This window comes from Shewanella sp. SM95 (assembly GCF_025653595.1).
Classification (GTDB): domain Bacteria; phylum Pseudomonadota; class Gammaproteobacteria; order Enterobacterales; family Shewanellaceae; genus Shewanella; species Shewanella oncorhynchi.
Map to the genome: position 1 here is coordinate 1 of NZ_JAKKSE010000008.1, position 20,905 is coordinate 20,905.

The window sequence follows — 20,905 nt, forward strand, 5'->3', positions numbered from 1 at the left end:
TCTTTAGGTAAATCTCGCCAAGGGATACCTGTTCTAAGGCGGTAAAGAATACCTTCGAATGTTTGTCTATGTTCAGGTTTGTCATAAACACGGCCTGTGCTTTTCATTAAATGAAATAGCTTTTCCCAGCGTGCATCGGTTAGCATAAGTCTTGGCATGGCTTGAGGTTATGGTTACTTTTGGCGAAGCAAATTATAACGTCTTGCCATGCTGTCTAAAAATTACTCTCGAAAGATCAACAGACCCTAGCTAATACTACTTAGCAGCTCATTCTACTCGGCGAGCAACACGTCAAGTAACATGATTTCACCACAGTTCAAAGTATCAGCATTATTCGGGCAATTTAAAAGCGGTGCTAAAAAATGCAAAAAGATGTGGCTTTACTGGCTTAAATTACAACGGACTCAATTTACTCATGGAAGTAAAGCAGCTTTGACTGGCTTACCTCCATATTATTGATTATTTAAAGATATATTTAACCAAAATATCTTACTCGCCGACTATTCTGTTAATGACGATTAAAAAAACCTGTTTCAATAATCTTATCCGCAAAAACTTTATGCACGGCAGTCGTTGGATGAGTGATCCCCCAAAACAGATACTTATCAGAGCCATAGTAGGCACAATCTTTTGTTAAGCTGTGTGACAACAAATAATCCTTACTACTATCTCTATTGATATCTAAGCAAGCATCTGTGACATTAACAAAACCATACTCTTTAGGATTTTGAATAATTTCATCGAAGATAGAATGAGCATCAAACAGCACTAGATCTATACCTTTTGCTTGATACAACAGAGCCTGCTGTTTAATAAAACCATTGAACTCTTCAATTTTTGATTTTATTTTTACAATGTTTTCTTGAGTAGAATACTTGAACTGTGGTGCGCGCGTAGCATCGGGCAACGTGAATAAAATAATATGCTGAGCCCCGCCTTCATCAACTAAACGTTTTAACCCATCACTTAAGTTCTGACTCACATCTTTAACCTCACGTTCATAATTCATAAAATCATTAAGGCCAATTTCAAGTGTAAATAACGTATTTGCAGGCTGGTAATTTTCAGCCTTTTTTAAATAATGAAAATAGGATTGTATTTGATGACCTAAACCGGGAATAATTTTATATTCATCAATACCTGCGGCCCCGCCAACAGACCAATTATACAGAGGAATATTCTGCGATTTAGCTAAATATTCCGGCCATACAAATCCATTAGAAAAATGACCTAAAAACCAAGAGTTAGGATTTGGAAATCGCCACTCAGAACCATTAAATAGATTTCCCGTATCAGACAAACTATCACCAAATGCGATAATTTTGTTAATTTTATTCCCTTGTCCCGCCTTATCTTGCGTCCAGATAGTCTGATTAAATGACAATTTTTCATTAGCAGCAAAGAAGGTGATATCTGCGACTTCGTTACTTGAAACCCCTAATGTATCGACACACCGTTGCATGATTTCATCTTGTGACGTCTCTGTATAAAACATATTTTTACCCGAAAGCTTATGTCTCCAAGCGCCTTGAATAGAATAATATTCATCACTGTCCTTTTGCTTTGCCCATCTATGTTCAGTTGCAGGATTATTATGCGTTTGATCTAATCTATACCAACAACGAATATAAGTATGACTGTGACCAGCTTCCAAATGGTTATCTGGACCATCTGTCTCATCTATATCATCTATCTCATCGATATCCGCAGATCTAAGCGTTTCCAATATGCTAGTTTGGCTCTCCATATCATCCCTAAACGTTTCATTAGCAGCCCAAGCAGCTGAAAAAGGTAGGGTTAATGAAAAAAATAATAAAGCCTTATTCATACATTTCCTTAACAAAAATAAAATCAACACATATAAATTGGCCATAAAATTAAAATTGAGAAACCTAGTAATTCAATAGACTAATAAGTTTTTTCACAGCCAATATCAGAATAAATATTAAGTAAGGGAGAATAATGATAAAAAACTCAAAAAAATATTATAATTAGTATGTTGACGCTTAAAACTGGTCCGATGAGGCAATATAAAATATCCTTACTACGGGTAGTTATTTACATGAAGTGCTTAATCTTGTTTAACACTTGTGTAGATCGGCAAGTTTAGTAAGGAAAAATATCAGAATCTAAAAACGCGACGCGACAAATGATACCTATCAGATCTTTTCCCCAGAGTAACTTGTATACAAGTTGTTATTTAAAATACATTTTTGTGATAAAGCGCATTGATTAAACCGTATTGAGCGGGTTAAAGTGTGACCATAAAGTAAAAAGTGTGACCACTCAGGAAAATGCAGGGCAAACTCGAACTCAATCATCGAGCACGCCATTTAGGGAAGAAGAAGCAAATCAGCAATGTGCGCCCAAACTCTAAGCAGACAAGTCTGCCACCACTTTCCAAAATAATAAGTACATTTGATTAGCGGGTTATGTCATCGGGTTAACTATTGACTCGCATTACTTCAGGGACGTAAATGACCGATTTCAGCAGCATTCTTTTATCCTACGGGATACTTCTCTCTGGCCTTCTTGTCACAGTGGGTGTGATGTATGTGTTGCTCAAACATCGCGATGCAACCGTCAAGCTGCCCGTTGATCGTGAGCAACTGACCCGTATCCCCGCCTATGGCTTACAAGAGCAAATCCATGATCTGCAATTAGATTTAATCGGCTGCATGATGATGGGACTATTCATTGTTTGCCTTCCATTTGCCGCCAGCAGCATCCAAGCGCATATCACAGTCGGAAAATTCCCTTGGTTGTTCGCCTTAACAGGTTTAATAGGAGTAATTTACTTCGGCATTAAAACCTGGAAACTCTTTTCCAAGCTCATCAAATTACGCCTCGGTCATACCGCTGAAATTGCCACCGCCAATGAACTTATCGGCTTACAAGCATTGGGTTATCAAGTGTTTCACGATGTCCAAGCCGACGGCTTTAACATCGACCATCTTGTCGTAGGCAAAAATGGCGTATTCGCCATTGAAACCAAAGGCCGCCATAAGCGCAATAAAGACCTACTCCAAACCAATGGAACTGGCCCAGTCTCTGGTAAAAAAGGCTATCAAGTATTTTACAAAGACGGGCGATTAAACTTCCCCTCGTGGACAGAAACCAAACCAATTGAACAAGCGCAGCGCCAAGCCCAATGGGTCAGCCAATGGTTAACCAAGGCTACAGGGGCACCAGTATCTTCAACCCCAGTACTCGTATTCCCCGGCTGGTATGTCACCTGTCAGACCAAGCCACCGTTCCCGATCCTTAACCACAAACAATTAGTCGGCACTATCCCAACACTCAGAACCCAAGCACTTACCCAGCAACAAGTAGAACAAATTATTTATCAAGTCGCACAAAGATGCCTAAGTAAAAGCGAGGTGTTAAAGTGATTTTAGATAAACTAAATCTGACTCAACTTTTGAGAATAGATAAAGTCAAATTAAGGCTGTGGTCATGACCCCTAATAATTCTTTCGAATATGTCGTTCGACAAATTCTAAATAGACGATGTGTTCCTGTCGCTGGTGCTGGTATTTCACTATATAGTGAACACCCTGAAGGGCTTAGATATCATACTGTGCCTTGGATGGTATCAACCCTAGAATGTGCTTTGTTATCAAAACGAGTAGCTCGTTTTGATAACAATCTTCATGGCCCAATTTGCACCCAGATTACAACTATTAACGGAATAAATGTTCAACAAGGATGCCAAATAAGACTGCAACAGCTAGGGCATTCAATTGTATCGGTTGGCAAAATTAATTCTGGCTGCTTCTTTTGTGACGTAATTTCGGCAGCAAAAAACCTTAAACTAGGAAATTTGGCTGAACTTTTCCTGTGGGAAACCAATAGCCAATACGATGAATCGAATAATTCTAAAACACCTTACAAACGACTTGTTGAGTTATTAAGAATTGTCGAATACACAAAACTCGAACCAACTCCTGCTCATAAAATTATAGCTAAACTGGCTAGAGAGTCCTTAATCAGTGAAGTTATCACGACCAACTATGATTGTAATTTTGAAAAAGCTTACGAAAAAGTTGCAGGCAAGGGGTATGCTGATGTAATCGCAAACCTGGATAAATATCGAGAACTCGGTGCTGCGTCTAATGGAGTCGTTAATCATCTTAAAATTTTCAAAATAAACGGTTGTGCTGAAGAACTAGGCGATGGTAGTAATGCAGATCAATGTGAGCGAATCTTACTTACTGAACGTCAACTGCAACAATGGCGTAATCGACAATGGGCAGCAGATATATTTAAAGACAGACTACGTTCTAATACATTATTTTTTAATGGGTTTGGTAGCGACGAACCACAAATTCATCATACATTACAAACAGTATTGGATGAATATTCCGACTATTCGCCCAAAAAGGAAAAAGGAAAAAGGAACTTTATTTTATACACCATCTGCACCAATAGTAGCAATTTATGCACCACATCCTAGTTTTCACCAACAGCAAATTGTTAAAACATATGCTTTTCAGCATAGTTTCAACGCGCTGGATGGCGATCAGTTAATTATACGGAACCCTAAGATTGGTTGTTCTTTATCTGCTGACGAACTATGGAAGGCTATTTTTGAGCGTATCTATCGCCAGCTGTTAATCAATGCGCTTAAGCATAGTATTGTTGCTGCAAATGCAAGTTTTACTGCAATTGTTCCCTATGCTTCTACAATACTTGGCGAGATTTTATCGACCTTTGAAAAGACTCTTGAAGATGACAAACTTCAAGATAATGAAACATCGCAAATAACAAGTGTGCCTGACTGGTTGAGCTCGATAAAACAGATATGTGCTAGGACAATATTACCAGAAAATATTTATCAAGCGTTTAGTACGTGTCTTCAGATGTTAAACGGTCATTTTAATGAGCAAGACGAAGCTGCTCACTACGTACCCGTTAATGAAAATAAAGCGCTGATGTCCGAGCTGATGCTGTTGCTATTTATTTTGCATAGAAATCGTAAAGAACAGATTAGCTTTTGCCAAAAAAGAGGTATTGGGATTTCGCTAAAAGATGAAGTGAAATCTCTGTACGTTTCAGCCAGCCCATCATTCTTAACCGATTCAAATATATCAAATGAAATAACTGGTGCCGCAGAGTTGATTCTTCTAATAGGAAATGCGGGGAGTTGTACTAGACCACAAATACATCGTTTATCAAAAATCATGGACAAAAGCACCTTGCAACCTAGCACCATAATTGCTTTGGGATGGAAGCATATTTTCTATGATGGCCGCTTGAATAGTATTTCGTCTATAAATAAAAGACTGATGAATGCAGTTCAATCACCTACTCATTATTACTATGCGAACCAGCCAAGCTTAAATAAGCGCTCTTACTTAATACAAGTCTAAAGGAAGTGACAATTGGAAAAAAATGACTACTTTAGCATCGAGCTAGATAAAAGAACTGATCAAACATTATCAGTAATGCCTATCTCAGTCCATTGCTCATCAGCTTGCAATTTAGTTATATGGTTATCGCCAGCAATTAATGCTGACAAAATAAATTGGACTGATATGCGTTTTGACATCGCGCAGAAAATGGACCAATTGGCAGATTTACTTCGCGACCTTCATTATTTCTCACCATTAATTGCGATCATTGACCTTGATGCCATCAACAAACAAAACATATTAAATCAATGGGTTAATATAACAGGTGATCAGGACTGGCATCGTGGACGTTTTATTGTCCAAATAGCAAATACTGAAGAGTATCCTAGTGTAAAAGAGCTTGTAGATAAATGGACTGGAGCATTACAAGTTAAGCCGTATTCACCCAAACGTATTGATAACAAACGTTTTAAGGAACTTTTACTTGAGACTATTCCTTCTGCAAAAATTCCAACAGGTACTGAACCACAGCTTTTTTGGCGATATACAGATAATGTGCTTCAAGCTTTGGAGCATGGACAAGTAGATAAAATGGCTCGAAATTGGCAACAAGAGATTGTTGATGATTTAAATAACCTGTTAGGTACACAATTCTTTGAAGGAACAAAAAATGACGCTTAATAAAACTATCAGTTCAATTGAGCTTCAAAACTTTAAAGGATATAGGTATAACCAAGGTCAAAAAAATAATCGTTTTGATTTTGACAATGCTGATTTAATTCTGATTACAGGAAAAAATGGTGTAGGAAAAACATCATTATTAGAAGCCTTAGACTGGACGATGAACCAAGACGGCATCCCTAATAAATATCTTAATCAAGATGAAAAAACTGGGTTAGTCGTGGTAAATGGCAATAAGTTCGACATAGGTGAAAAAAATCATGGGGGGGATTTTTTAAAGACTGTATCGACTTTTTTCTTTCAGGAACATATTAAAGAGCTAGCCTGCAATGAAGTCATACAGCTACTTGAACCGGATAACAAGCCCGCGCACGCAATGAAAGCGAGCCTTAAATCACTGCAAATAGAATTAGAAAAATTGCAACAACAATTACAGCAGAGTAAATACCGAAAAGATTATGAAACAGAACGGAAGAAATTTGCAGGAATAATCACTGAAAAAACAGAATCTCTTAACAATGACAATCCTATTAAAGCATTGTTAAAGTCATCTACGCTCACAATAAACAATGGAAATTTGCAGAGCAAATGGGACTCACAAATAAGAAATCTGTCTAAAGGACTAAGTGAATTAACAAGTAATAACCAGGTAATAGGTGAGAGTATTCCTGAATATTTAGCACATATTGAAAAGTGCCTCAGAGATGTTGAGTTCAAAATAATGGCAGATAAACCTGAGCAAGAAAAAAAGCCAGAGTTTGATCCTGCCCTCTTCGATAGACTGGAACAGTTACCTGCTGAATTAGAAGTAAAATGGTTCGATGGAAGCAAAGGAAATAATTTATCACCCTCATCGTTAGATCTGCTCATTGTTGATGTTGATGAGAATAAGTATTTACTTGAGATAAAAAAACTTTTACCTGAACAAGAAGAACTTCGAATAGAATATCAAAAAGTATCTGATGCAATAAGAAAGCTTATAGACAGTGATAGTCTTGAAAACTGGTTAAATAGTTTTCATGAAAATATCGACCAATGGCTAAGTGCTTTTGATAATGATGCTGAAAGCGTTAGTTTAGCCAAAATTATTGAAGATTTGACTGACAACCTTGATAAATTAAAAGTTATGAGCCAGAAAAAGCTTAAAGAACTATACCAGCAACGTATAAACATTGAAGTTCAAGGTAAACGAATTTCATCAGAAATCCAACGATTAAACTTATATAGTACTGCGGCAGATCAATTCAATCGTTTCAAGTTTGAGTTAAAAGAAAAATTCCAAGAAACAACTTTTACGGTCGGTGAAGCACTTAGTTACGCAAAAAACAAACTTGCCAAATTGCCAAAAGCTCAATTTGAAAATAACGATATTTACTCACTTAAAATTTTGATTGGTACATTTCGGGATTGGTCAAGTATTGAGTATGAAAAACAAGTTGATGAAAAAAATATTAGTCAACCTGAGAGTATTGAAAACGCGGAAACCTTACTATCTAGTGCAATAAAAATTTGTAAACAGGAGTCTGGAATAAACAGCCAATTACTAAACCTTATGAGCTAGATTCCAGCTGTTGAACTACAAAGTTTGACTGAAAACATGAATTCATTACTTGATAAATTTCATTTTCCTAAAGGCTTCCTCCCAATCAAACTTAGTAATACTGGTACCGATAAAAAACCAGCATGGACTTTTGAAACACAAAATGAGGTTAAATTTTCCGACTTATCGACAGGGCAAAAAACCCAACTTGCTATTTGTTGGACCATCAATCTTAATCTAGCGCTCGCAGATACGTTAAACCATCAAGTAATAGGTTTTGATGACTTCACTACATCGTTAGATATGAACCAATTGATCCCCGCTGCAGTATTACTCAGAAAGATGGCATATGCTAACGATGGAGATAAGTGGAAACGACAAGTGATTGTTACTAGTCACCATGAAGACCTTACCAACCGCTTATTGGATTTTTTACTGCCACCACAAGGTAGAAGCATGAGAGTCATTCAGTTTGAGGATTGGTCACCTAAGACTGGACCTAGTTTCAACTGTTTTAAAGTTGAAATGGGTGAGCAAACTTCATCAATTTCTCGAGCAGAATCAGCAATTAAACGCTTGTTTAGTAATTGAATAAATAGAAATCCACCAATAAAAAAGCGAACCAATCGGTTCGCTTTTTCATGCTTCAAATTCACTGAAGCCGAAGAATAATAATGGCGTTACTGCCGACGATAAGGCAAGGAAGCCGATGCTTTTCGCCACGGAGTTGACTGGTGTCAATGAGTAGCGAAAAGTGTTGGCTGACGCCGAATTATCTAGGCCAAGTAGCCATTATTAATTATTCGTAGTCTGATAATGGTGCGCATGAACACATCAAGTTACGGTCGCCGTAAACGTCATCGATACGATTCACGGTTGGCCAGAACTTATTCGTGCGTACTGCTGCACTTGGGAACACGGCCACTTCGCGGCTGTATGGACGCGTATCAAACTCTGGGTCCATGATATCGGCCATAGTGTGCGGTGCGTTGTGCAGCGGGTTGTTGTCCGCTGGCCATTCGCCCGATTCCACTTTGGCGATTTCGGCACGGATTGACACCATAGCGTCGATGAAACGATCGAGTTCCACCTTAGACTCTGATTCCGTAGGCTCAATCATCAGGGTTCCCGCAACAGGGAAGCTCATGGTTGGCGCGTGGAAACCGTAGTCATTCAAACGCTTAGCAATATCCATTTCGGTCACGCCAGAGGCTTCTTTCAGTGGACGTAGGTCGATAATACATTCGTGCGCGACGCGATCGTTACGGCCACGGAACAATACTGGGTAGTGTTCAGACAGCTTCTTCATCACATAGTTAGCGTTTAACAGCGCAGTTTGGGTCGACTTTTTCAGACCCTTTGAACCAAGCAGCTTAATGTACATCCAGCTGATCGGCAGAATGCCAGCACTACCGTAAGGTGCAGCTGAGACGGCGCCGTTGTTGTCGCTCACGCGTCCCGGTTTAACCACAACGTGACCCGCAACGAATGGGGCTAAGTGTGATTTCACGCCGATTGGGCCCATACCTGGACCACCGCCGCCGTGTGGAATCGCGAAGGTTTTGTGCAGGTTAAGGTGTGATACGTCGGCACCGATAAAACCAGGAGACGTTAAGCCTACCTGCGCGTTCATGTTAGCGCCGTCTAAGTACACTTGACCGCCGTGCTGATGTACTATGTTGCAGATTTCGCGGATAGATTCTTCATACACACCGTGGGTCGATGGGTAAGTGATCATGATGCAAGACAGGTTTTCAGCCACTTCGGCAGCTTTCGTCTTCAGATCTTCTAAATCGACGTTACCTTGCTTATCACACGCCGTCACTACCACTTGCATACCGGCTAATTGTGCCGATGCAGGGTTAGTACCGTGGGCAGATTGCGGGATCAAACAGATGTTTCTGTGCGCATCGCCACGTGACTCATGGTATTTCTTGATGGCTAACAAGCCAGCGTATTCACCTTGAGCGCCTGAGTTTGGCTGGATGCACACAGCGTCGTAGCCTGTGATGTTCACTAACCAAGTCGACAACTCTTCAATCAACTGAGTAAAGCCTTTGGCTTGATCCAGTGGGCTGAATGGGTGCATGTTGGCAAATTCTGGCCAGCTCACAGGGAGCATTTCAACCGCTGCGTTTAACTTCATGGTGCATGAGCCCAGTGAAATCATCGAGTAGTTAAGAGCTAAGTCTTTGCTTTCGAGACGTTTGATATAACGCATCATCTCGGTTTCGCTTTGATAGCGATTGAAGGTTGGGTGGCTTAAAATCGCATCTTGGCGCACAAGTGCCGCCGGAATCGATTGGCTACCTTGGCTCACGATTTGCGCGTCTAACGCGGCAACATCTAAACCATGGCCGGCACCTAAGATCACATCGAACAGGGCTTCGATATCTGTGCGCAACGTGGTTTCGTCTAAGCTCACGCCCACAATACCATCGGCATCGAAACGTAGATTCATTTCAGCAGCCAGTGCGCGTGCATTGACGGCAGCAACATCTAAGCCTTTGATGCTAACAGTATCAAACCAAGTGCTGTTGACTAAGTTCACGCCCTTCGCTTTTAAGCCTGTCGCTAAAATATCGGCGAAACGGTGAATGCGTGATGCAATAGTTTTCAGGCCATCTGGGCCGTGGAATACGGCGTAGAAAGACGCCATATTCGCTAACAGAATTTGTGCAGTACAAATGTTTGAGTTGGCTTTTTCGCGACGGATATGTTGCTCACGAGTTTGCATTGCCATACGCAGTGCGCGGTTACCACGGGCGTCTTTTGACACACCAATGATACGGCCAGGCATAGAACGTTTGTGCTCGTCACGGGCAACGAAGAAGGCCGCGTGTGGGCCACCAAAGCCCATTGGCACGCCAAAACGCTGGGCACTACCGAATACCACATCGGCGCCCATAGCGCCCGGTGATTTCAGTAATACCAAGGACATAATGTCGGCGGCGACAGTCACAACCACATTCTTCGCACGCAGAGTTGCGAATAATTCGCTGAAGTCAGTGATTTGACCGAAACGGTTAGTATATTGGAACAAAGCACCAAACAGCTCATGGTTAACGGCCTCAGATGCAGGGCCAACCACCACTTCAAAACCAAAACACTCAGCGCGGGTTTTCACTACGTCTAAGGTTTGCGGGAACACATCATCGGCAACGAAGAAGATATTGGCTTTTTTCGCTTTAGAAACGCGCTTTGCCAGCGCCATCGCTTCGGCAGCAGCAGTTGCTTCATCTAACAAAGAAGCAGAAGCCAAATCTAAACCCGTTAAGTCCATCGACACTTGTTGGAAGTTTAGAATGGCTTCTAAACGGCCTTGGGCGATTTCTGGCTGATATGGCGTATAAGCCGTGTACCAACCTGGGTTTTCAAATACGTTACGCAGGATCACGTTTGGCACTTGAGTGCCGTAGTAACCCATGCCGATATAGCTCTTAAATACTTGGTTTTGTTTCGCTAAACCACGAATGTAAGCAATGCCTTCGGCTTCGCCGCAGGAATCACCAATGCTCAGGTCTTGGCTTAAACGGATCGACTCAGGCACAATTTGCGCGGTCAGATCGTCCAGAGACTCAGCACCAACATAGTTCAGCATGGCTTGCTGTTGGCTGCTATCTGGGCCGATATGACGACGTAGGAATAAATCGTGCTGTTCTAACTGAGTGAGGGTTTGCTTGGTCATGATAAACCTTGTTCCAGATTTGCCGAAATTCAGAACTGTAGGGTACTGATTAACGGACTGTTGTTATGTCAATCTTGCGCTAAAACAAACGAAGCCCCTTAGGGCTTCGTTAGCGTCGACGATTATTCTTCGTCGATGACAGCTTGGTAGCCTTCAGCATCCAGCAGAGCGTCGACTTCTGATTCGTCAGAAGGCATTACGCGGAAGAACCAGCCTTCGCCGTAAGCACTGCTGTTAACGAGTTCTGGCGAATCTTCCAGCGCTTCGTTCACGGCAATCACTTCACCAGAAATGGGGGCATAAATGTCAGACGCCGCTTTTACTGATTCAGCTACAGCACAGTCTTCACCCGCAGTCACAGTGTCGCCAACTTCTGGGAGCTCAACGAAAACCATGTCACCTAACAGCTCTTGGGCGTGCTCAGTGATACCTACTGTGTAGCTACCGTCTTCTTCCTTGCGGATCCATTCGTGTGAAGAGGCGTATTTCAGTTCTGTCGGAATATTGCTCATTGTTCTTGTTCCTTGTTCCGTTTTTTTAAAATGCTTGTTTACCGTTGCGCACAAAGTTTGGCGCCACTACTCTAACAGCCACACGTTTTTTACGCATTTCGACTTCCGCAGTATCCCCAATCGAGCTAGGAACACGTGCCATCGCAATAGAATAGCCCAATGTTGGCGAGAAAGTCCCGCTGGTGATCACGCCTTGTTGCTCTACACCAGCTGAGTCGGTGAAAAATACTGGCATATCATGGCGTAACACGCCCTTTTCTTCCATCACTAGACCAACAAGTTTGCTGGTTCCGGCATCGCGAAGTGTTTCGAGGGCTTTACGGCCGATGAAGTCACGGTCGTTTGGTTCCCATGCAATAGTCCAGCCCATGTTGGCGGCCAATGGGTTGATGGTTTCGTCCATGTCTAAGCCGTAAAGATTCATACCAGCTTCGAGACGCAGCGTGTCACGGGCACCAAGACCACAAGGTTTAACCCCTTGATCTAACAATGCTTGCCACAAGGCTTGGGCTTCATCTTCTGGGACGATAATTTCGTAGCCCGCTTCGCCTGTGTAACCCGTAGTCGCAATAAACAGTGAGCCAGCTTGCTTACCGAAGAAAGGTTTCATGCCTTCGATGGCGGCGTTTTGCTCGGCACTGAACACGGCAGCGGCCTTCGCTTTTGCGTTAGGACCTTGAACGGCAATCATCGCCAGCTCAGGACGCTCAGTCACAGTGACATCAAAACCTTGGGATTGCTTGGCGATCCATGCGAGATCTTTTTCGCGGGTCGCTGAGTTCACTACCACGCGGTAGTTAGTGTCAGTGAGGTAATAAGTGATGAGGTCGTCGATGATACCGGCATTGTCATCTAACATGCCGCTGTATAAGGCTTTACCTGGCACTTTAAGTCTAGCCACATCGTTCGCCAGCAACTTACGTAGAAATGCACCAGCGTCGCTACCTATCACATCAACCACAGTCATGTGGGATACGTCGAACATACCCGCGTCTTGACGCACAGCGTTGTGTTCTTCGATTTGTGAACCATAGTTGAGGGGCATATCCCAACCGTGGAAGTCGACCATCTTAGCGTTTGATTCTAAGTGCTTGTTAAACAGAATAGTTTTGTTAGCCATTGTTATCCCTTTTTGCGGCCTTTTTCAGGTCTCTGCCTAGTGTAGGGTGTAGATACTAGGGTCTAAAATGCGGCGAAATTATACCTTGCGTCACAAATTTGTATACAGGAGATTTTTCTAATCCGAAGCCATTGTCATTAGATTTTCTCATCTTCAACATGTAATTTTTTTACATGCGAAGGCCAGATTTGCGCAGCTTGCAGTCAATATGCTGATATTAGCGGCAATTCTGATCACATTAGCGCAACCTAGGCTAACGGCACAACTTAGGCAGTGCCGACTTATTGCCCATGGCCTGTTGTATGAACACTGTTTTCAGCCCAGCGACATTATCAACGAGATTTAATCCCAGATCGCGAATCGCCTTTTTGACTGGGTTTGAACCTTCGAATAGGCGTTTAAAGCCCTCCATCGCTGCGATCATCTCCATTGCATCGGCTTTGCGCCAACGTTCAAGTGCACGCAGCTGCGCATAATCGCCGATATCTTTACCCGCTTGCTGTAATTCGCTGATCACTTCGATAATGCTGGCCGCATCTAAAAAGCCGAGGTTCACCCCTTGGCCAGCCAGCGGATGAATAGTATGGGCAGCATCGCCTGCCAACACTAAACGGTGACGGGCAAAATGGCGGGCGTAGCGCATCCGTAATGGAAAAGCGTGGCGCTCGCTTTCCAGCTTGCAAATCCCTAAACGACCGTCGAAAGCCGCGGTTAAGTTGCGCTCGAATTGCACTTTATCCATTGCCAATAATTCAGTGGCGCGCTCGGGCGGCACCGACCAGACGATAGAGCAGAGATTGTCTTCATACAGAGGTAAAAATGCTAGCGGGCCGTCCTGCAAAAACACTTGGCGGGCGGTAGCAAGGTGTGGCATTTCGGTGCGAATAGTTGCGACGATTGCGTGGTGGCCGTAATCCCAAAAGGTCAGCGGGATCTTGCACTGCTCGCGCACCCAAGAGTTGGCGCCATCGGCGGCTATCACAAGTGCAGCACTGACACTTTCTATTTCAGACTCGACGCCATTGGCAAGGGTCAACCAAGCTTCGCGCTCACCAAAAGCAATGCGCTCTATGCGTTGGTTTTGAATATGGGTGATATTGTCAAACTCACTGGCGCGTTTGGCGAGAGCAAAGCTAATGGCATCGTTTTCGATAATCGCGCCGAGACTGGTTTCGCTGATGCTGTTTGCATCAAAGGCAATTTTACCGAAACCGTCTTTATCCCACACCGCCATTTTTTGATAAGGCGTAGCGCGGGAAGTATCTAAATAACTCCATGCCCCTAAGTTTTCTAACAAGCGCTGGCTCGCCTTATTGATGGCGCTCACCCGTAAACGCGGCTCGCCGCTCACGGCCTCAGTGTGGCCCGCATCGATAACGACGACATTCAGATCAGCCTGCGCCAATCCAATCGCGGTGGCGAGTCCCACCATGCCGCCACCCACAATGGCGATGTCATAGGCTTGTGAACTTAACATGGGTACATCCTTTTCGCGTTGCGATACCAGTAAATTGCGGAGTTATTTCCAGCCCATAGCCTTTTGAGCTACAGGGGTTTTCAGTGGCGGAAACCAAGACAAGAGCCGTAATCCTAAGTTACGCCCCAGCGCCGTCGGCCAATATTGGTTTGAAAAGCCACGGACTAAAAATTCGATATTTCGGATAGTGCTGTTTCTGTCGTGCTCGCGGGCATTAAGGTACGCATGGGTCACAGCGGCGGAGCCAATATCTTCGCCCTGAGCTAGCGCCGTTTGGATTACCTCGAGCAAACTCACCACATCCCTCAACCCTAAGTTAAACCCTTGCCCCGCAATCGGATGCAGTGTCTGCGCCGCATTGCCGATAAACACGCATCTGTGATGAATTGGCCTTGGCATATAGGACAAATTAAGCGGATACGCATGGCGCGCGCTGACATCGATAAACGTGCCTGCACGATAACCAAAGGCCTGTTGCAGCGCCGCTAAAAACTCAGCCTTAGGCGCGTCTTGCATCTGTTTAGCCCGCGCATCATCGAGCGCCCACACGAGAGAAAAGCGAGGTTGACCTTGAATATCGGCCATAGGCAACAACGCTAAGGGACCTGTTTGGGTAAAGCGCTCATAGGCCCAATGTTTGTGAGGCCTATTGGTTGGCAAATCGGCAGTTTGAATATTGGCAATAATGGCCGTTTGCTCAAAGGCCACTTGGGTCACGGGCAAATTAAAACTGCTGCGCACTTTGGATTGCAAACCATCGGCTGCGACCACAAGTTTGGCTTGAATTCGCTCGCCCGTATCGAGCACTAAGGTGTGACCTTCAACGGCGGGTTCTACTTGGGCAAGCTTGGCGGGGCAATAGAGTTTGACACTACTCTTATTCAACTCGTTAAACAGCACTTGGCCAACCCGTTCAAGCTCAACCACTTGGCCTAGGGCATCTAAATGAAACTGCGCCGCATTGAGTTCTGTCATGCCAAAGTGGCCGCGATCCGACACATGGATATTTTCAATCGCCGTGCCCAAATGGGCGAGCTTTTGCCATAAACCTAAACGGGATAATTCGAAAATAGAACCATGGGCGATAGCAATAGAGCGAGCATCGAATCCGGGGTGTTGCTTATCGGGAAGGTGCGCTTCGATTAAGGCGATAGAAAGTGGCCGAGCTGCGGATAAAGAAAGACGCGCGAGAGCTAACGCGAGAGTCGCCCCCGCCATCGCACCGCCTACAATCGCGATGTCGACGTGTTGAACTGAAGTATCCATGTGATTTGTGGCCGTCATGGGGATCTCATTCAAGCTTTGGCATAACACTAAGGCATGTAAACATAAAAGATGTAAACATCAATGCTATGCACTCAAAAACACCAGTGCTATGGACTCAAAGGCAGGTTTGCCCACCTTTGACATCTAATGAAGCCACTACTGCGTTAACTTATTGAACATTAAACAACTGCGGTAAACTAATGCACAACCGCAGTATCGTCAGCCTCGCCATGGGGAAGCTCAGGACCAAACTCCGAGTAACACATGATGGCTGCAATACGTACAAACTCGAGTAATTCAGTGTAAGCGGCTTCGGATTCTTCATCGTCGGCAACATCAAATTCCACTTGGGCAATTTCCGCCAAGTCTTTGATCACTTCACGTACTTCTGCCGAGGCTTGATTCAGTTTCGGCTGAATAATCGCCATGCCAGTCAAAAAACTCTGGGTCCACAGGGACAAGGCTTCAACACGTTGGCTGAGCGGCTCTTCTTCTTCTGGCAACAGCGGCATGAAACCAAATTCAAAATCCACTAAACGCGTCACTGAATCGTTAAACAAATCACACACTAATTGGTGCAACTGCGCTGGCAAAGGTTGACCATCGTTCATCAGGTCGAATAAAGGCTTGATCCAAGTGTCGCCAGTTTGCTCTACACCACCGCAGATTAAACCGACTAAAGCACCGTGAACTTCTACCGGATGCTGGCCGATTTCAGCCGCATCTAAGGCGAGTTTTAAGCTGTCGATACGTAACGAAGGAGGGGTTGCCATATCAGATCCCAATAAGATTTTTCCAGCAGCAATGCTAGCAGAGATAAAGACTTGAACCAATACTGAATCCCAATAATGGCGAAATCGGCCACGCCCTGATAAAAAACTATCCAACTGCTCACACAAACAGCAAACAAAACCGTCAAAGACCAATCCATTTGCGGCTTACCTTGCACTTTTAAGATCAGCCCTATATAGTCCGCCCTAAGAGGCTAACGAAAGGATCACCCGCGACATGAGTAACAGTGCTGTTGAAATTACCCTACTTGGGCGCACCTACTCTATCGCTTGCCCGAAAGGTCAAGAGGATGCCTTACGTACGGTAGCGTTGGGAGTTGAACAACAACTCAGTGCGTTAAAAACCCGAACCAATAGCCTAAGCCGTGAAGAAATTGCGATCATGGCGGCGCTGAATATTGGACACGAGTTGTTCCAAGAAAAGCAAAAAAATAAGCACTACATGCAACAGATGGACGACAGGATCAGCTTGCTGCAGTCGACCCTCGAAAGTGCCTTAGTTGAGCGTTCAACTAAATAGATTTAAACTGTGCACCTTAGTGATTTAACACTCATTGAGTTAAACCAACTGACGCACAGTGAATGGCTAAACTGGCTTATTTAAATAAACCAATGCTTTAGCAATTCAATACCGTTTTGCTCCCTGGGATGCATGCCAACTGGTAATGTCCCTGTGCCGATAATTTTTATCTCAGGGTGAATGCTTTACTGACATTGTGCATGCTCGGCTTGTACCGAGAAGCCTTAGGAGGTAATCATTTACCCGCCTTGAACCTACGGTTCAAGGGCTACACCGGTAGCGGCATTCTGGGGAGCATCTTAATTCTATGTCTACATCTTCCAAACTTTCTCATTTGAATACCCAAAGCGACACGGCGCACCTTGCCGTAGAAGTCGCTGATGCCGTAGATGTCGCAAACTATGCGGCAAATATCGCACTCCATACAAAAGAAAGCCGCAATCTGTTACGCAAAACCATTCGCACCGCCCGTAAATCTCTCTCCGAAATAGAACAAACCCAAGCAAGTTTAAACGCCTGCCAGCGAATGCTCGATGCATTGCAGGCCAACAAAGCGCAACATGTGGCATTATATCTCACCCATGATGGCGAACTCGCCACGCCACCGCTGATCGCTGCGCTGTGGCAAATGGGCATAAACACCTATCTGCCTAGGTTACATCCCTTCAATGCCGGACAATTGTTATTCCTGCATAACACCGCAGACACCCCCATGCAGGCGAATCAATTCGGCATCTTAGAACCTAAATTAGATGTGCGCGCCATTATCCCAGTAACTGAGCTAGATGTGGTTATCACGCCCTTAGTGGCGTTTGATTTAATGGGCAATCGCATGGGCATGGGCGGCGGTTATTACGATAGGACGCTGGCGAACTGGCAGCTTAAGGGTAAACCTTTGCCTATGGGTTACGCCCACGACTGTCAGCAAGTGACGAGTTTACCCTGCGAGTATTGGGATGTGCCTTTACCGTTCATCATCACCCCAAGTCGGGTACTGACATTTTGAAAAGAAGGTACAAGAAACTAGAAGCTAGAGCGCTTCGCTGCTAGAAAAAGCAGAGCGTCGCTCCATAACTGCTCCTGCACTCTTTCTATTAAAGAATTCTACCTCCTACATCTGACCACTATGGAGGGTGAAAATGTCATATTTGGTATGAAACAAAATAGATCATGCAGTCGTTCGCTCCTTCTAGAATCTAGATTCTAGAGCCTTCTCTACCTTAAATGCCGGCCACCATCAACATTATGGCAACGACCGGTGACGTAGCGGCTATTCAGCAGATATTCCACTAAGTCGATAATTTCCTCATTTCCCGCCTCTTTCGGCAACAGCGCTTTGGTTAAGGTTTTTTGCTGATAGGCAGCGTCATCACCCGCATTAAATAGGATCATCGCTGGCGCAATCGAATTCACTTTGACCTCGGGCGCAAACTTGGCGGCAAAGGATAGCGTCATATTGTGCAGCGCGGCTTTACTGGCGGCATAGGCGATATGCTTCTGACTGCCCTTCTCTGCCACATAGTCAGTAATATGAATCACATCACTGCCGCCGATTTCATCGCCAGCAGCCGCACGTAGCTGCGCCTCTAAGGCCAAGTTCAACTGATAGGGCACGCTCACATGCACTTGCATCATCCGCTGCAGCACTTGGCTCGGTGCAAAAGTGGCACTCTTGAAAGGCTCATTCTTTGTAAGCACAGGATCCGGCAGCCAGTCCGAGGCATTGTGAATAATGGCGCGAATTTGCGGCAGCTTAGCTAACTCATCAATCAAGGATCGCACTTGAGTATCGTCATAAAAATCACAGGGATACAGAGTCGCACCTAAGGCGTTCAGCTCATCTATGCTAGCGTAATGGCTGCGATAGGTACCAATCACCTGCTGACCTTGGGCGAGAAAATGTTTGGCTAAGGCGTAACCGATACGCTTACCCACGCCTGTGATTATGATGGGAGATGTCATACCTATCCTTTTGAGTCGTTATTGGTCAGGCTTTACCTTGTTCGCTTAAAAATCAGCAATCAAGTTAAACTGATGAATAACCAAGATGTTACTGCACTCATTTGAATTTAACCTAACAAAAAGCCCAATGAGATGCTGATCCGTTCTACAATCGCTTCGATCTAAACCCCTTTATTCTGCGTATAGGGTAGAAGAAAACCAAGCTTGAGTACTCAAGCCAAGAGCTTAGACCAAGTATTGTGATCAAGTCATCAGAGGTGATACCGATGGAACTGCGGATTTTTTACGATGGTAATTGTCCATTATGTCGCGCCGAAATGCGTCAACTGAAGGCGCGCGATCCGAAGAACTTGATTGCGCTTGAGGATTTAAATGCGCCAGACTTTAGTGAGCGCTTCAGCCATATCAATAAAGACTACGCCAATACGATTCTACATGGCGAAACCGCAACGGGCGAAGTGTTACTCGGGTTAGATGTCACTTGTAAAGCGTGGGCACTGACAGGGACGCGCGCCTGGATCCAACTGTTACGCCTGCCCGTGATTAAAACTGTGGCCGATTGGTGCTATCTAAGATTCGCAAAACACAGATACCGCATCTCCTATTTACTGACGGGCAAAGCCCGCTGCGATGATAACTGCCAAATTCCCACTAAGCGCCGCTGATCGACTGAATTCGCTTGGTAAAATGTAAAACCCAGGCATAAAAAAACGGAGCTCATGGCTCCGTTTTTAATTCGTCATAATCTAAAAAGATTATCCGAAATATTATTTAACGAAATCAACGCCTAGTTTGATATCGCCTTTCAGCGTATCTAACATAGAATCACGAGCGTTAGCTTCGAATGCACTCACTTCACCGTAAGGCAGTACTTTTTCAATACCGTTTTTGCCTAACAGCACAGGTTGTGCGAAGAATTCAGCATGCTCGCTGCCGCCGTCAACATAGGCGCATTCAACGATGTTAGCTTCACCTTGCAGACCACGAACCAGAGACAGACCGAAACGGCAAGCCGCTTGACCCATAGACAGAGTCGCGCTTCCGCCACCGGCTTTAGCTTCAACCACTTCGGTACCCGCGTTTTGGATGCGAGTCGTCAAACTTGCCACTTCTTCGTCAGTGAAAGTCGCGCCTTCAACTTGAGACAGTAATGGCAGAATGGTCACGCCGCTGTGGCCGCCGATCACATTCACTTTAACGTCAGCAACGTTCAGGCCTTTTAATTCGGCGATGAAGGTTTCAGAACGGATCACGTCTAATGTCGTGATACCGAACAGACGGTTCTTATCATAAACACCCGCTTTTTTCATCACTTCTGCAGCGATAGCTACAGTCGTGTTGACGGGGTTAGTGATAATGCCAACCAAAGCCGTAGGGCAAGTTGCCGCTACTTTTTCGATCAGGTTGCGAACGATACCGGCATTAATATTGAACAGATCTGAACGATCCATACCAGGCTTACGTGCAACACCAGCAGAAATTAGAACAACGTCAGCACCCACTAGGGCAGGCGTTGGATCTTCACCAGCAAAACCTTTTATTTCAACAGCAGTTGGAATGTGGCTCAAGTCAACCGCAACACCCGGAGTTACCGGTGCGATATCATATAGAGACAATTGTGAACCCGCAGGCAATTGAGTTTTTAACAGTAGGGCAAGAGCCTGGCCGATACCACCAGCAGCACCAAGTACAGCAACTTTCATAGTTATCTCCGTTATTTCTCGGATATGTGTGACATGGATCTAATTTGCGTTGGCGTCACATTACTGGAATGTCACAACAATTTCAATTATCCCTTAGTCGTGGGACAAAAGAATTCCGGAATAACGTAGAAGCAATGTAGAACAATTACTCAAATTGGGATTTTTACGCCCCCTACAAACGCTTAACCACTGAGAGCTAGTGAATTTTTATTCAACCAATCTGGTTATTTGTTGACAATTTTTCTAAAAATATTCAAAATGGGCCTGTTTTTTTGAATAACGAATAATAATA

19 protein-coding genes and 1 other RNA gene are annotated in these 20,905 nt (G+C 44.2%); 10 read left to right on the forward strand and 10 right to left on the reverse strand.

Annotated elements, in window-relative coordinates; translation table 11 throughout:
* Positions 1–158, reverse strand: a 158-nt coding sequence (locus L5M29_RS10610) for a transposase (RefSeq protein WP_259573881.1), incomplete at its 3' end; no start/stop codon positions are given.
* A gap of 350 nt (positions 159–508) precedes the next feature.
* Entirely contained in the window at positions 509–1,828 is a 1,320-nt protein-coding gene (locus tag L5M29_RS10615) for an SGNH/GDSL hydrolase family protein (protein WP_263167773.1), read from the reverse strand.
* Positions 1,829–2,477: 649 nt separating this feature from the next.
* Here L5M29_RS10615 and L5M29_RS10620 point away from each other — a divergent pair.
* From L5M29_RS10620 to L5M29_RS10645, 6 genes are all read left to right on the forward strand, one after another.
* Positions 2,478–3,392: a nuclease-related domain-containing protein gene (locus tag L5M29_RS10620; RefSeq protein ID WP_263167775.1), complete on the forward strand. Its 915-nt coding sequence runs from the start codon at positions 2,478–2,480 to the stop codon at positions 3,390–3,392.
* Positions 3,393–3,456: 64 nt separating this feature from the next.
* A complete protein-coding gene (locus L5M29_RS10625) occupies positions 3,457–4,455 on the forward strand; it encodes an SIR2 family NAD-dependent protein deacylase (protein ID WP_263167776.1) in 999 nt (332 codons plus the stop codon).
* A complete protein-coding gene (locus L5M29_RS10630; RefSeq protein ID WP_263167777.1) occupies positions 4,355–5,371 on the forward strand; it encodes a hypothetical protein in 1,017 nt (338 codons plus the stop codon). The genes L5M29_RS10625 and L5M29_RS10630 overlap by 101 nt, the downstream gene beginning before the upstream one ends.
* A gap of 12 nt (positions 5,372–5,383) precedes the next feature.
* Positions 5,384–6,034 (forward strand): hypothetical protein, encoded by a 651-nt coding sequence (locus L5M29_RS10635; protein WP_263167779.1) that lies wholly within the window; start codon positions 5,384–5,386, stop codon positions 6,032–6,034.
* Entirely contained in the window at positions 6,024–7,595 is a 1,572-nt protein-coding gene (locus L5M29_RS10640) for an ATP-binding protein (protein ID WP_263167781.1), read from the forward strand. The genes L5M29_RS10635 and L5M29_RS10640 overlap by 11 nt, the downstream gene beginning before the upstream one ends.
* 36 nt (positions 7,596–7,631) lie before the next feature.
* Positions 7,632–8,165 carry a hypothetical protein gene (locus L5M29_RS10645; RefSeq protein ID WP_263167782.1) on the forward strand — a complete coding sequence of 178 codons (534 nt, stop codon included), beginning with the start codon at positions 7,632–7,634 and terminating at the stop codon, positions 8,163–8,165.
* Between the two features lie 208 nt (positions 8,166–8,373).
* On the opposite strand, the gene gcvP is transcribed toward L5M29_RS10645, so the two are convergent.
* From gcvP to L5M29_RS10675, 6 genes are all read right to left on the reverse strand, one after another.
* On the reverse strand, positions 8,374–11,262 hold the full coding sequence (gene gcvP / locus L5M29_RS10650; protein ID WP_173247412.1) for an aminomethyl-transferring glycine dehydrogenase: 2,889 nt from the start codon (positions 11,260–11,262) through the stop codon (positions 8,374–8,376).
* Between the two features lie 122 nt (positions 11,263–11,384).
* Positions 11,385–11,774: a glycine cleavage system protein GcvH gene (gene gcvH / locus L5M29_RS10655; RefSeq protein WP_011845766.1), complete on the reverse strand. Its 390-nt coding sequence runs from the start codon at positions 11,772–11,774 to the stop codon at positions 11,385–11,387.
* Positions 11,775–11,799: 25 nt separating this feature from the next.
* Positions 11,800–12,894, reverse strand: a complete 1,095-nt coding sequence (gcvT, locus tag L5M29_RS10660; protein ID WP_212599688.1) for a glycine cleavage system aminomethyltransferase GcvT — start codon at positions 12,892–12,894, stop codon at positions 11,800–11,802.
* Between the two features lie 253 nt (positions 12,895–13,147).
* Complete coding sequence (locus L5M29_RS10665; RefSeq protein WP_263167785.1) at positions 13,148–14,371, reverse strand: FAD-dependent monooxygenase; 1,224 nt, start codon at positions 14,369–14,371, stop codon at positions 13,148–13,150.
* 42 nt (positions 14,372–14,413) lie between these two features.
* The gene (ubiH, locus tag L5M29_RS10670; RefSeq protein ID WP_263167787.1) at positions 14,414–15,655 is read right to left on the reverse strand and encodes a 2-octaprenyl-6-methoxyphenyl hydroxylase; all 1,242 of its coding nucleotides are present in this window, start codon (positions 15,653–15,655) and stop codon (positions 14,414–14,416) included.
* A gap of 179 nt (positions 15,656–15,834) precedes the next feature.
* Positions 15,835–16,410: a UPF0149 family protein gene (locus L5M29_RS10675; protein ID WP_105252998.1), complete on the reverse strand. Its 576-nt coding sequence runs from the start codon at positions 16,408–16,410 to the stop codon at positions 15,835–15,837.
* 235 nt (positions 16,411–16,645) lie between these two features.
* On the opposite strand from L5M29_RS10675, the gene L5M29_RS10680 reads away from it, so the two are divergent.
* From L5M29_RS10680 to L5M29_RS10690, 3 genes are all read left to right on the forward strand, one after another.
* Positions 16,646–16,948, forward strand: a complete 303-nt coding sequence (locus tag L5M29_RS10680) for a cell division protein ZapA (RefSeq protein WP_105250206.1) — start codon at positions 16,646–16,648, stop codon at positions 16,946–16,948.
* A gap of 117 nt (positions 16,949–17,065) precedes the next feature.
* Positions 17,066–17,246, forward strand: a non-coding RNA gene (ssrS, locus tag L5M29_RS10685) — 6S RNA.
* Between the two features lie 9 nt (positions 17,247–17,255).
* Entirely contained in the window at positions 17,256–17,954 is a 699-nt protein-coding gene (locus L5M29_RS10690) for a 5-formyltetrahydrofolate cyclo-ligase (protein ID WP_263167789.1), read from the forward strand.
* Between the two features lie 209 nt (positions 17,955–18,163).
* Here L5M29_RS10690 and folM read toward each other — a convergent pair whose 3' ends face one another.
* Positions 18,164–18,910, reverse strand: coding sequence for a dihydromonapterin reductase (folM, locus tag L5M29_RS10695; RefSeq protein ID WP_263167790.1), 747 nt, complete (start codon positions 18,908–18,910; stop codon positions 18,164–18,166).
* A gap of 266 nt (positions 18,911–19,176) precedes the next feature.
* On the opposite strand from folM, the gene L5M29_RS10700 reads away from it, so the two are divergent.
* Positions 19,177–19,575, forward strand: a complete 399-nt coding sequence (locus L5M29_RS10700; protein WP_263167792.1) for a thiol-disulfide oxidoreductase DCC family protein — start codon at positions 19,177–19,179, stop codon at positions 19,573–19,575.
* 102 nt (positions 19,576–19,677) lie between these two features.
* On the opposite strand, the gene mdh is transcribed toward L5M29_RS10700, so the two are convergent.
* On the reverse strand, positions 19,678–20,613 hold the full coding sequence (gene mdh / locus L5M29_RS10705) for a malate dehydrogenase (protein WP_105250210.1): 936 nt from the start codon (positions 20,611–20,613) through the stop codon (positions 19,678–19,680).
* Between the last annotated feature and the right edge of the window lie 292 nt (positions 20,614–20,905).

Coding starts and splice junctions, on each gene's coding strand:
- L5M29_RS10615 (WP_263167773.1), bottom strand. CDS start 1,828: ATGAATAAGGCTTTATTATTTTTTTCATTAACCCTACCTTTTTCAGCT.
- L5M29_RS10620 (WP_263167775.1), top strand. CDS start 2,478: ATGACCGATTTCAGCAGCATTCTTTTATCCTACGGGATACTTCTCTCT.
- L5M29_RS10625 (WP_263167776.1), top strand. CDS start 3,457: ATGACCCCTAATAATTCTTTCGAATATGTCGTTCGACAAATTCTAAAT.
- L5M29_RS10630 (WP_263167777.1), top strand. CDS start 4,355: ATGAATATTCCGACTATTCGCCCAAAAAGGAAAAAGGAAAAAGGAACT.
- L5M29_RS10640 (WP_263167781.1), top strand. CDS start 6,024: ATGACGCTTAATAAAACTATCAGTTCAATTGAGCTTCAAAACTTTAAA.
- L5M29_RS10645 (WP_263167782.1), top strand. CDS start 7,632: ATGAATTCATTACTTGATAAATTTCATTTTCCTAAAGGCTTCCTCCCA.
- gcvP (WP_173247412.1), bottom strand. CDS start 11,262: ATGACCAAGCAAACCCTCACTCAGTTAGAACAGCACGATTTATTCCTA.
- gcvH (WP_011845766.1), bottom strand. CDS start 11,774: ATGAGCAATATTCCGACAGAACTGAAATACGCCTCTTCACACGAATGG.
- gcvT (WP_212599688.1), bottom strand. CDS start 12,894: ATGGCTAACAAAACTATTCTGTTTAACAAGCACTTAGAATCAAACGCT.
- L5M29_RS10665 (WP_263167785.1), bottom strand. CDS start 14,371: ATGTTAAGTTCACAAGCCTATGACATCGCCATTGTGGGTGGCGGCATG.
- ubiH (WP_263167787.1), bottom strand. CDS start 15,655: ATGACGGCCACAAATCACATGGATACTTCAGTTCAACACGTCGACATC.
- L5M29_RS10675 (WP_105252998.1), bottom strand. CDS start 16,410: ATGGCAACCCCTCCTTCGTTACGTATCGACAGCTTAAAACTCGCCTTA.
- L5M29_RS10680 (WP_105250206.1), top strand. CDS start 16,646: ATGAGTAACAGTGCTGTTGAAATTACCCTACTTGGGCGCACCTACTCT.
- L5M29_RS10690 (WP_263167789.1), top strand. CDS start 17,256: ATGTCTACATCTTCCAAACTTTCTCATTTGAATACCCAAAGCGACACG.
- folM (WP_263167790.1), bottom strand. CDS start 18,910: ATGACATCTCCCATCATAATCACAGGCGTGGGTAAGCGTATCGGTTAC.
- L5M29_RS10700 (WP_263167792.1), top strand. CDS start 19,177: ATGGAACTGCGGATTTTTTACGATGGTAATTGTCCATTATGTCGCGCC.
- mdh (WP_105250210.1), bottom strand. CDS start 20,613: ATGAAAGTTGCTGTACTTGGTGCTGCTGGTGGTATCGGCCAGGCTCTT.